Genomic DNA, 11,125 nt, shown 5'->3' with positions numbered 1-11,125 from the left:
GAAAAAGGGAGCAATTTCCTTTTAAGGATAATTACTCCCGGGGTTTTTTAAACTTCCACTTTTTTGGGGCTAGACCATATATAAGGCCCCTGTTTTATTTATTCCAAGTATTTATATACTCTTCCATTCGATCGAGTCCTTTTTGAAGGGTATTTAACGAGCAGGCATAGGATATACGAACATATCCTTCCCCCATCGGAGAAAATGCGCTTCCAGGCACAACAGCTACTTTTACCTGTTGGGCCATGTCGACTGCAAACTCGAACGAATTTTTATCAATATTTTTTGGAATCGGAACGAAAAAGTAGAAGGCACCATCTGGTAGGAGAACTGGTAACCCCATGCTTTGCAACCGTTCGTACACATAAGTTCTCCGTTTAGTGTATTCTTGCTTCATTTCCTTGGAGTCGTTCCAGCCGTTTGTTAGCGCTTCATAGGCTGCTCTTTGAGAAATTGAGGAAGCACAAGATACGCTGTATTGATGTACTTTTAGCATATGTTTCGCAATCGGTTCATGGGCACATAAAAAACCAATACGCCAACCAGTCATCGCATGCGATTTCGACAGACCGTTAATAAATATGGTTTGTTCTTTTAACATAGAAGCAATGGATACATGTGGTTTGTCGTATACAAGTTCGCTATAAATTTCATCAGCTACTATAAAAATGTCCTTTCCTCTCACTAAGTTGGCGATTTCGGCTAACTCCTCATTCGTCAATGTCATTCCCGTTGGGTTCGAAGGGTAAGGCAAAATAATGCATCTCGTTTTGGCTGATAAGTGTTGTTCAATTAACGAAGCCGTTAATTTAAAGTTATTTTTTCGTGTGTCCACATAAATAGGGTTGGCATTCATCATTCGGATAATTGGTTCATAGCCAGGGTATACAGGTCCAGGTAAAATCACTTCAACGCCATCTTGTAAAATGGTTCGAAGAGCAACATCAATGGCTTGGCTCGCACCATTGGTGACAATAATTTCTGTATGTGGATTGTAGGATATATGATAATTTTGATACAAAAAGGAACTTACCGCTTCACGTAAAGCTAAAAATCCAGCGTTATGTGTATAGGAAGTAAAATTATCATCGATCGCTTTTTTAGCTGCTTCTTTAATATGAGTCGGTGTATTAAAATCCGGTTGACCAATCGTTAACGAAATCATTCCGTCGATGGAAGAAACCATATTAAAAAATTGGCGAATGCCCGATATTTGAATTTCTTTTACTTTTGGGTTTATTAAATGTTCCATACATGAATCACCTATTATGTAATGTATTTGAAATTGGTGTTTTATTATTTTCTTCTAGATTATATAATGCATAAGAAGGAATCAATAAAAATGTTTTATAAAATGTGAAACTTTTTCTCTTTATTTTCGTACTTGATGATGAAAGGAGGGGAACTATGAACGAACAACACATGCAAAATTTAGGGGGAGAGTCACCAACTGTTGATCTACAACCAGCTGGATTTTGGAAACGCTTTGCTGCATACATTATTGATGGTTTAGTCATAGGGATTCCACTAGCAATTATCAGTACCTTTATTATTGGTGCTATTTTGTATGCTAATATTGATGCCGAAGTATTGTCAGATCCTAACATGGTAGAAGCAGAGTTAACAGATGAAGAGCTATTTGCTGTTTTAAAAGCGTATGGCCTTGTTCTTTTAGTTAATTTTATTGCGGCTATTCTTTATTATGCTGGATTACATGCATCGAAATGGCAGGCGACTATCGGAAAGAAATTACTTGGGTTAAAAGTTGTTTCTATGCAAGGTGAGCGAATTTCTTTTTGGAGATCTCTTGGCCGCTTTTTAGCACAAAGTTTCCTATCCCCTATCTTTATGATTGGTTACATCATTGCAGCATTCACCGAAAAAAAACAAGCTTTACACGATTTAATTGCCGGAACGATGGTCGTAAAAAAATAGGAACAGAAAAGGCTTCGTTTTATTTTGACGAAGCCTTTTTTTTGGCTCTACCCTGAAATAACTGTGGATAACTTTTGCTGTTATTTTATTCATTGATGTGCTAATTTTTATTGGTATGGGTGTCTGTTAACCGATACTGTTGACAAATTATACATTACGCTTGTGGCGGACGCTTTCCGCAGGCAAGGTGCAAGCCGCTTCACTCGCTACGCTCAAGTAAGGGTCTTGCGGCTTCTTGTTCCCGCTGAGTCGCCGCCGTGTGAACAACTTGCTAAAAATCAACAATGACATATAACATAGCCTATTTTTTAAACGAAATTAATGATACATAGCGGAGAAGGGAGTTTCACATGTGCTCAAACGAGAAGGAATTTTTCGATAATAAATGGAATAAAAAACGGGAGGTGAGGTAAAGAGGGAACGTACGCTCATAACTTGTTGATCGTTATTGGTGCCAGTCGAAAAAAATATGTATAAAGGTGGAATGTGAAATGAAGGTGGAGCTGGCTAAGGAAAAGAAACTGTCAAACTCTTTAAAAATGATATTTACTCTCCCCATTATTTCGTGGGCGCTATACGATTTTGCAAACACTATTTTTTCATCAAATATTATTACGATTTTTTTTCCATTCTACTTACAAGAAGTCGTTGGTAGTAACGAAGTGTTGAATCAAATTGCTAGTACGTTTATTTCTTACGCGAACGCCATCGCCAGTTTCCTTCTTGTAGTATTTACTCCCCTATACGGTGTCCTTATCGATCGAAAAGCACAAAAGAAAAAGTATATTGTCACCTTTACCCTTATTACTGTCATAGCTACGGTGTTAATGGGAATTATTGCCCGTTTTCCAACTGAAAACACATTTCTTCAAGTACCCCTTCATCTTCTTTTTGTCGTCCTATTATTTATTATTGCGAAATTTTTCTATCACTCCAGCCTTGTGTTTTACGACTCAATGATTAGTGATGTTGGCCAAGGGAAAAATATTTCGCTTGTTTCTGGATTTGGTGTTGCCGTTGGATACGTTGGAACACTGGTTGGACTTACCGTTTATTTGTACGTAGGAAATGAGGATTATCATCGAGCTTTTATTCCTTCTGCTCTTTTATTTTTTCTGTTTGCGCTACCCCTCTTTTTCTTTGTCAAAGAGCAAAATGCTTCCATCAAACCGAAACCATTTTCGTTTTTTGCTGGATATAAAGAAATCGTTGTTACGTTTAAAGAGATGAAACAATATCGTTCGATTTTTACCTTTATGGTTGCTTATTTTTTCTTGAATGATGCGATAGCCACCACGATTGCGATGATGGCCATCTATGCTAAAACGATTGTAGGGTTTTCGTCAGGGCAATTTATTTTGCTCTATCTCTTTTCAACAGTGTCTAGTATTATCGGTTCATTTCTATTTGGTATTATTTCTAGTAAAAAGGGACCGTATCGCAGCGTTCACTATGTCGGATTATTACTAGTTATTGCACTAATCATGGGTACGATCTCTACGGCTGAGTGGCAGTTTTGGGTGGCGGGAAGTTTGTTTGGAGTAGCACTTGGAGCGATGTGGGTAACATCACGAGCGCTCATTGTTGAATTGACTCCAGAGGAAAAGCGCGGACAATTCTTCGGGTTATTCGCTTTTTCTGGAAAAATTTCAGCCATTATCGGTCCTCTTATTTATGGAAGTATTACGCTTGTTTTTGCTTCGTATGGCAATATAGCGAGTCGCCTTGCTTTAAGTTCCCTTTTAATTATGGCTCTTATAGGATTATGGGTCCACCGCTTTGTGAAAAGGGAAGCAACCGAATAATGTTTCACTTATTGTGAATTTTGTATTAATTTTTTGTTTTTGTGAAAATTCACCAATATATCATGGTATATTTATTCTGAAAGATTACATTCAGGAAGGAAGACGTAAATGAATCATAATCAAGGGATTTTGCTAGAAAGCGGTACGAACGAATTAGAAATTGTAGAGTTTGAAGTTTTCGGAAATGCATTTGGTATTAACGTCATTAAAGTAAAAGAAATCATTCAACCAGTACCTTTGACTATTATTCCGCATTCCCATCCATATGTTGAAGGAATTATTCAGCTTCGTGGTGAAGTGTTGCCTGTTATTGATTTAGGAAAAGTACTTAATCAACAACCTTCGGAATCGTCAGCTCTAGAAAAGTTTATTGTGGCTGAATTTAATAAGCAGAAAGTAGTCTTTCATGTTCATAACGTCACTCAAATTCATCGGATTTCTTGGGAACAAATTGAGAAACCAAACGGAATGTATCAAGGCCAAAATACGTATGTCATTGGGGTCATCAAACATCATGGCAAAATGATTTTATTGCTGGATTATGAAAAAATTATGGTTGAAATTCATCCGGATTCGGGTATTCGAGTAGAGGAAGTGAAAAAACTTGGAAAACGGGAGCGTTCAGATAAGAAAATCGTTGTAGCAGAGGATTCACCACTTCTGCGGAAGCTCCTTTATGATACATTAACAGAAGCCGGATATACCAACATTCAATTTTTTGAAAATGGTAAAGATGCTTATGACTATTTACAATCGATTGTGCAGGAAGGGAAAACGCTTTACGAGGAAGTCCATTTAGTGATTTCTGATATTGAAATGCCACAAATGGACGGTCATCATTTAACAAAGAAAATAAAAACTTCTGATCATTTAAAACAGTTGCCGGTTATTTTATTCTCCTCGCTCATTACGGATGATTTGCGGCATAAAGGGGACGTTGTAGGGGCAGATGAGCAAGTAAGTAAACCAGAAATTGGTGAACTTATCATAAAAATTGATCAGCATATTTTATAAAAGCTATACCAAATCAAAATAAACTGCCGTACGAATACGGCAGTTTGTTGTTTGTACAGTCCGTTTGATTTTAGAAGAAACTTTCTCCTAACCTTTTAAAGACAGGCTTTTGATAAGAAGGGTTTCTCATTTGTTTTTTCTCATTTGGTTCCTTTAATCCTGTATATGCTTGCAACAATTTTTTTGCTTGTGCCAATGGCATTCGACACTTAGGGTTTCTCTTAGAGGTATCGAGTTTTCCTAGATGGGGGAGTTGTTCAAAATCCTCTTTAGAGGGTGGAATATGAAATGTATAATCTCCACAAGAAACGAGCACGTCCGAATGTTGTTGACAAAATTTTGTATTCGAAGAAAAATGGAGTCCAACTTTTTTCGCTTTTCCTTCGCGTATCATTTTAAGGATGGCTTCTTTTTTTAACGTATATAAATATTTGGGATTGGTCGCTGTTTTTGCATGGCGATTGACAGTGAAGATTGCTTGTGAGAGGTTTTGGATGGTAGGGCGTAGTGAAGATTGTATCTTGCTGTGTCTCAACATACTAACTCCTTTCTACATAAATTATTGTTACTTTGGTTGAAATAATTCGTATAAAGAAAGCAGGAGAAATTTCTAAAGGAAGTGATATTTCCCTATTATTTTTCATTATAACCCTTTTAAAGTTATTTTGGAAGGTTCAGTCTATTTTTAAATAATGAAAAATTCAGTGACACAAAAAAGAAAGAAAAGCACCTCCTGAAAGAAGTGCTAATTTTGATTCGTAAAAAAGTTAATATTCTCTGGACCTCCTCCTCCAAATCCATAAGGGGATGGATATGGTAGGTTTCCACCATATCCATATGGAGTCGGATATGGTGGATAGGATTGGTAAGGTCCATAAGGTGGGTAGTAAAATGGTGGGCAACACGGACGGTTAAAGAGGAATGGGCTTATGGCCAAACCTGCTAGCCCACCTACTAGCCCACCTGCTACGAAAGGTAAAAAACCGAAACCAAAAAAACGTTGGTCGTATTGACGGTGATAAGTCGGTAAGTAGTAAGGATACATTTGAATTGACCTCCTTTCAAATCGAAAAGAATGAGGGGCCATACTTGTTACATCATATGTGTTTGTCATGAATACGCGCTAGTCCTAAAATAGAGTTAGTAAAAAGGCCTAAAAAAGAATTGGCTTTGTGAAAGGAAGAATATGATGTTAAAAAACGTAATACTTGTAGCTCTTGGTGGAGCGCTTGGGGCGGCACTAAGATATGGTCTATCCACATGGTTCGCCATGAATTTTCCACTGGGAACGTTTTTGGCAAATATCATCGGATGTTTTCTTATAGGAATGTTCTATTCGTTTGCCAATATGAAAACGATCACGAAAGAAGGACAATTATTGTTAAGTACGGGATTTTGTGGAGGATTAACCACTATGTCTACTTTTATGGGGGATATTTTTCAATTACAAGATGTGCCTATGTCTTTATGGATATATATATTTAGTACTTTGATTGTTGGAGCGATAAGTACGTTATTGGGGATAACTATGGGCAAATTGGTAGGTGACCAACGGTGATGATATGGGTAATCATTGGAGGAGCTTTAGGCGCTGCAGGAAGATATTTGTTGACCAACTGGATCGGGAAAATGAATGTTCCCTTTCCAATCGGAACGTTAACGGTTAATCTGTTAGGTTCATTTGGATTAGGTTGGGTTGTTTCTCATATATGGTCCAGCCAATGGCAAAGCATCTTTTTAATTGGCATTTGTGGGGCATTTACGACGTATTCAAGCTTTATGTTAGATGCCATTCAACTTTGGAAGGAAAAAAGGGTTAAAAAGTTTGTTGTTTATCTTTTTTTATCTATAGTAGGTAGTTTTTCTTGTTTTCTATTAGGATACAAGTTGTAAATAAACTTTTTTCATAATTATCACAATATAATAGTTGTATCGTTTTTTTCTTTTAAGGTATATTTAAATATGGAAATATTTTATTAAAATTGAAACAAATTCAATTTTGTCTAGTTTTTATACATAAAAAAATTGTACAATAGTAGCAAGTAAATAAACCATAGGATGAAGCTTGGATACATACGGTGTTTGATAAAGGATGATTGTATGGATAATTTTACAGAATCTATTGTTTATCAAATGAGTACACAGGAGAAGGAACAAATTTTTCTTACTTTTTTAAATGTTTTGAGAGAAGGTGTAGAAAATTTCGTTTCTCTTTATGAACGAAATGGTTCGGAAGAATGGATTTGTCATTCGATAAACATTCCTTCTAATAGGATGAAGAATGATGTTGACTGCTTCCTTGATCCACTCATGAGAGATGATCATACAGCTCTCTCTTGCTTGAATATCAACACCTATTTACAGGAAGTTCTATATAAAGAAACAGAATTAGTGATTTCGAAACGATTAAAAAAAGGGCAATTAAAAGCAACGTTCACACCTATTTTTCATGAAGATGGAAGAATTCGATTTGTTGTTGTTGTCTCTCGAATCTCATTAAAGGAGGAAGTAACCAATAGAAAGGTCCAAGATTCTTTATTCTATTCATTATTTCAACATAATTTTGATGCCCTATTTGTCGTAGATCGAAATGGAAGGGTTCAAAATTTTAATCCTTCAGCACTTCATATGCTTGGGTTGAAAGAAGAGGAACTACAAGATCAGTTAATATACCACTTTGTACATAACGAAGATGAACGGAAACTTCGAAAAGTAGTGGAAGAAAATCGTCCACAACAATTTAAATCTTGCCGACTCATTCATCGAAACGGTGCGAAAGTGTTAGTCCGAATAAAGACATTCCCAGTTCTTTGTCATGGTCTTAAAGATGGGATTATGATGATTGCAAAAGACATGACCGAACAGTGGAGTTCTAAAGATACGATTCAGTATCTTACCTTTCATGATACGTTAACGGGGTTAGGTAATCGAAATCTATTATTCAAACAATTGCAGTACGAACTGAAAATCCATCAAAAACGACAAAGAGAGTTAAGTTTGTTATATATGGACCTTGATCGTTTTAAATATTTTAACGATACGTTAGGACATAAACTTGGGGACGACTTATTGAAAAAAATCGCTAACCGATTGCAATCAGTTGAGGGCTACGATTATTGTGTGTATCGGCTAGGTGGAGATGAGTTTATGATTTTATTAAAGCAAACGACTCGAGATGAGACCGAACGGTTTGCTAAGAAACTATTAACGTTATTTAGCGAACCGTTCGTAATGGATAAACAAGAATACTATATTACATCATCAATCGGTATTAGTATGTACCCGAATGATGGAGATGATGTAGAAGGATTAATCAAAAATGCTGACAATGCGCTTTTCCGAGTAAAAGAAAAAGGGCGGGCGCATTATCAATTTTATTTTTCCGATATGAAGCAGTCTTTTCCAAACTATAAAATTATGGAAGCCCATCTTCGCCGAGCGATAGAAAAAGAGGAGTTAATGCTATATTTCCAACCGCAAGTCAATTTACAAACAGGAAAAATTGAAAGTTTTGAAGCACTGCTACGTTGGAATAACGGAAAATTTGGATATGTCTCCCCTCAGCAATTTATTCCGTTAGCTGAAGATACAGGGTTAATTATTCCAATCGGAGAATGGGTTATTGAAAACGTATGCGCTCAAATTGCTAAATGGAAGAATATGGGTACGCAAAAATTTCGAATTGCTGTAAACATTTCTCCAGTACAACTTCATAAATCAAACTTACCGACATTTATTCAGAAAACATTAATGAAATATCAAGTTGACCCATCGTTTCTCGAAATAGAAATTACAGAAGGAGCGATGGAAAACACTAAAGAAGCGCTAAAAATGTTAAGAGAATTAAAAGAGCTTGGTATCGTTTTATCTGTTGATGATTTTGGTACGGGATATTCTTCCTTAAATCATTTGAAACGTTTCCCGATTGATATTTTAAAGATTGACCAAACATTCGTAAGACACATTCAAATTGATCAAAAGGATGCTGCTATTACGAAAACCATCATTGCTCTCGCTCACAATTTAGGATTAGAAGTAGTAGCTGAAGGGGTCGAAGAGAAAGAACAAGTTGAATTTTTACTTCATGCCAAATGTCAAAAGGCGCAAGGTTATTATTTCAGTCGACCAGTCAGTGCGCTAGAAATTGAACAAACGTTATTACAAGCTCAATAAAAAATGAGGCTGTTCCTACGATTAGGCAGCCTCCAACTATTTCGCTATTGATTTTAATGTAAAGACCGTAATTTCGGGGACCGAAAATAAACGAAAAGGGAGACGGGTTGTCCCTAAGCCTCTATTTACATAGAGAATCAACGAATGTTCTCCGTCAATCGTATATTTTCCCTCTAAATATTTTTCAGCCAATGGTGGCGTTACGAGCGGACCGAAATAAGGAATTTGTACTTGACCACCATGGCTATGGCCACTTATTTGTAGGTGAATTGGGAAGTTGACAATTTGATCGGCCACATCTGGTGCATGTGAAAGTAAAATTTTAAAACGGTCTTGAGGAAGGGAGTGAATGGCTTGGGTAATGTTTGGACTTCCAAGCATTGCGTCATCGATTCCGATAATTTCTATTGAACTTCCGTCTAAAATTTGAAGATTGTATGATTCGTTTTTTAAAAGGACGAACCCCGATTGGTTCATCATTTGTCGATAAATTTCCGTCCCATATCCTCCATGATCGTGATTTCCATAAATGGCAAACTTTCCGAATGTAGCTTCTAATTGTTGCAACGAATGGACAACTTGTTCTGTAAAAGGATATTGATTCGGTCGGTCCATTAAATCACCAGTGAACAGAATCACATCCGGTTGCAAGGAATTGATGGTTTGTATGTGTTTCTTAAATTGGGGTAAATCGTAATGAAATCCTAAATGGGTGTCGCTAAATTGTACGAGTCGACATCCGTTGAATCCTTTAGGAATCAACGGATGAGCAATTTCAATATGGTTGATTTGTAATCGAAAAGGTTCGATGTATTTTCCATAGTAATAGCCACCAAATCCGGTAGCTATAACACCGAACAATGATCCGACGATTTTTTTTAAAAACGTTCTACGATTCATCGTTTCTTTCATTCATTCTCACAACCTATTTATACAATTCATGTATTTTATTTATTAAAAAATCTATTAACATGTATTTTATCTTATCAAAATATCTATTAAACAAAAACATAATTTTTGACATTTGTTTGTAGCTAGTATACATTGATATCAACTTGTCTTTTTCATTTCAGGAAGGAGGAGTGAGTTACAAATGATAATTGGCAAACGGATGGATATGTTTTTCCTGCCTTCTCAGCATGGAACGATTAAGCTATTTGTATATGGATTTCATCCTCTCGGAAATGGAGGACAAGTATATGCTGAATTAAACGGAATAACTGTGAAAGTGAAAGGATTTCAACGAAAACGGGTCATTGTGCGAGCCCTTCGAAAATTACATGAATTGTTATTAAATCAAGAGCAGTAAAGACGTGGGATTCCACGTCTATTTTTATGAACTTTGACGATTTTAGTAGAAAAAAAGAAGGAATTTTACTTCCCTTCTCGTATTATAATGAGTGAGTATTCATTCATAAGGGGTGGGGATATGAAAGACGAAGTAGTGATTGTAACAGGTGGTTCAAGTGGAATGGGTAAATATATGGCGAAAAAATTTGCCGAATGTGAAGCAAGAGTAGTCATTACTGGAAGAAATGAAGAACGTTTAGAACAAGCTAAAAAAGAAATTGAAACGTATGATGGTCAAGTGTTAACCATTGCGATGGATGTAAGAGATCCTGAACTTGTGCAACAAATGGTAGAGCAAACGGTTACACACTTCGGGACCATTGATCATCTCGTGAACAATGCAGCAGGGAACTTTATTTGCCCAGCTGAAGATTTATCCGTAAATGGCTGGAATGCGGTGATCAACATTGTGCTGAACGGGACATTTTATTGTTCACAAGCTGTCGGAAAGTACTGGATTAAAGAGGGAATAAAAGGAAGTATTTTAAACATGGTTGCCACGTATGCTTGGAATGCAGGGGCAGGAGTTATTCATTCCGCTGCAGCGAAAGCCGGGGTACTCTCAATCACACGTACATTAGCGGTAGAATGGGGACGAAAATACGGTATTCGCGTGAATGCGATTGCCCCAGGACCGATAGAGCGAACAGGAGGCGCGGAAAAACTGTGGATCTCTGAAGAAGCGGCCAAGCGGACCATTAACAGTGTCCCATTAGGTCGATTAGGAACACCTGAAGAAATTGCTGAGTTAGCGTATTTCTTATTATCTGATAAAGCGGCTTATATTAATGGTGAATGTGTAACAATGGATGGAGGTCAGTGGTTAAACCAATATCCTTTTTAAACAT

Annotated in this window: 13 protein-coding genes; 8 read left to right on the top strand and 5 right to left on the bottom strand. The window is 36.7% G+C overall.

Features of this window, described 5'->3' with window-relative positions:
• Positions 1–94: 94 nt before the first annotated feature.
• Positions 95–1,252: an aminotransferase A gene (locus H0Z31_14955; protein ID MBO8178728.1), complete on the bottom strand. Its 1,158-nt coding sequence runs from the start codon at positions 1,250–1,252 to the stop codon at positions 95–97.
• Between the two features lie 170 nt (positions 1,253–1,422).
• Between H0Z31_14955 and H0Z31_14950 the strand changes: the two genes are divergently transcribed.
• Entirely contained in the window at positions 1,423–1,935 is a 513-nt protein-coding gene (locus tag H0Z31_14950; GenBank protein ID MBO8178727.1) for an RDD family protein, read from the top strand.
• Positions 1,936–2,082: 147 nt separating this feature from the next.
• Here the strand turns inward: H0Z31_14950 and H0Z31_14945 are convergent, their stop codons facing one another.
• Positions 2,083–2,226 (bottom strand): hypothetical protein, encoded by a 144-nt coding sequence (locus H0Z31_14945; GenBank protein ID MBO8178726.1) that lies wholly within the window; start codon positions 2,224–2,226, stop codon positions 2,083–2,085.
• A gap of 200 nt (positions 2,227–2,426) precedes the next feature.
• On the opposite strand from H0Z31_14945, the gene H0Z31_14940 reads away from it, so the two are divergent.
• Both H0Z31_14940 and H0Z31_14935 read left to right on the top strand, forming a co-directional pair.
• Positions 2,427–3,740: an MFS transporter gene (locus H0Z31_14940; GenBank protein MBO8178725.1), complete on the top strand. Its 1,314-nt coding sequence runs from the start codon at positions 2,427–2,429 to the stop codon at positions 3,738–3,740.
• Positions 3,741–3,848: 108 nt separating this feature from the next.
• Positions 3,849–4,754 (top strand): chemotaxis protein CheV, encoded by a 906-nt coding sequence (locus tag H0Z31_14935; GenBank protein ID MBO8178724.1) that lies wholly within the window; start codon positions 3,849–3,851, stop codon positions 4,752–4,754.
• A gap of 70 nt (positions 4,755–4,824) precedes the next feature.
• On the opposite strand, the gene H0Z31_14930 is transcribed toward H0Z31_14935, so the two are convergent.
• On the bottom strand, positions 4,825–5,292 hold the full coding sequence (locus H0Z31_14930) for a hypothetical protein (GenBank protein MBO8178723.1): 468 nt from the start codon (positions 5,290–5,292) through the stop codon (positions 4,825–4,827).
• A gap of 207 nt (positions 5,293–5,499) precedes the next feature.
• The gene (locus tag H0Z31_14925; protein MBO8178722.1) at positions 5,500–5,799 is read right to left on the bottom strand and encodes a hypothetical protein; all 300 of its coding nucleotides are present in this window, start codon (positions 5,797–5,799) and stop codon (positions 5,500–5,502) included.
• A 144-nt stretch (positions 5,800–5,943) separates the two neighbouring features.
• Here H0Z31_14925 and H0Z31_14920 point away from each other — a divergent pair, with 144 nt between their 5' ends.
• From H0Z31_14920 to H0Z31_14910, 3 genes are all read left to right on the top strand, one after another.
• Positions 5,944–6,312, top strand: a complete 369-nt coding sequence (locus H0Z31_14920) for a CrcB family protein (GenBank protein ID MBO8178721.1) — start codon at positions 5,944–5,946, stop codon at positions 6,310–6,312.
• Entirely contained in the window at positions 6,309–6,647 is a 339-nt protein-coding gene (gene crcB, locus H0Z31_14915; GenBank protein MBO8178720.1) for a fluoride efflux transporter CrcB, read from the top strand. The genes H0Z31_14920 and crcB overlap by 4 nt, the downstream gene beginning before the upstream one ends.
• A gap of 417 nt (positions 6,648–7,064) precedes the next feature.
• On the top strand, positions 7,065–8,927 hold the full coding sequence (locus H0Z31_14910) for an EAL domain-containing protein (GenBank protein ID MBO8178719.1): 1,863 nt from the start codon (positions 7,065–7,067) through the stop codon (positions 8,925–8,927).
• Between the two features lie 36 nt (positions 8,928–8,963).
• On the opposite strand, the gene H0Z31_14905 is transcribed toward H0Z31_14910, so the two are convergent.
• Positions 8,964–9,839, bottom strand: coding sequence for a metallophosphoesterase (locus H0Z31_14905; protein ID MBO8178718.1), 876 nt, complete (start codon positions 9,837–9,839; stop codon positions 8,964–8,966).
• A gap of 187 nt (positions 9,840–10,026) precedes the next feature.
• On the opposite strand from H0Z31_14905, the gene H0Z31_14900 reads away from it, so the two are divergent.
• On the top strand, positions 10,027–10,236 hold the full coding sequence (locus H0Z31_14900) for a hypothetical protein (GenBank protein ID MBO8178717.1): 210 nt from the start codon (positions 10,027–10,029) through the stop codon (positions 10,234–10,236).
• 120 nt (positions 10,237–10,356) lie between these two features.
• The gene (locus tag H0Z31_14895) at positions 10,357–11,121 is read left to right on the top strand and encodes a 2,4-dienoyl-CoA reductase (protein ID MBO8178716.1); all 765 of its coding nucleotides are present in this window, start codon (positions 10,357–10,359) and stop codon (positions 11,119–11,121) included.
• The last annotated feature ends 4 nt before the right edge of the window (positions 11,122–11,125 follow it).

The sequence above is a fragment of the Bacillus sp. (in: firmicutes) genome (genome assembly GCA_017656295.1).
Taxonomy (GTDB): Bacteria; Bacillota; Bacilli; order Bacillales; family JACDOC01; genus JACDOC01.
This window is presented reverse-complemented; position numbering and strand designations above follow the sequence as displayed.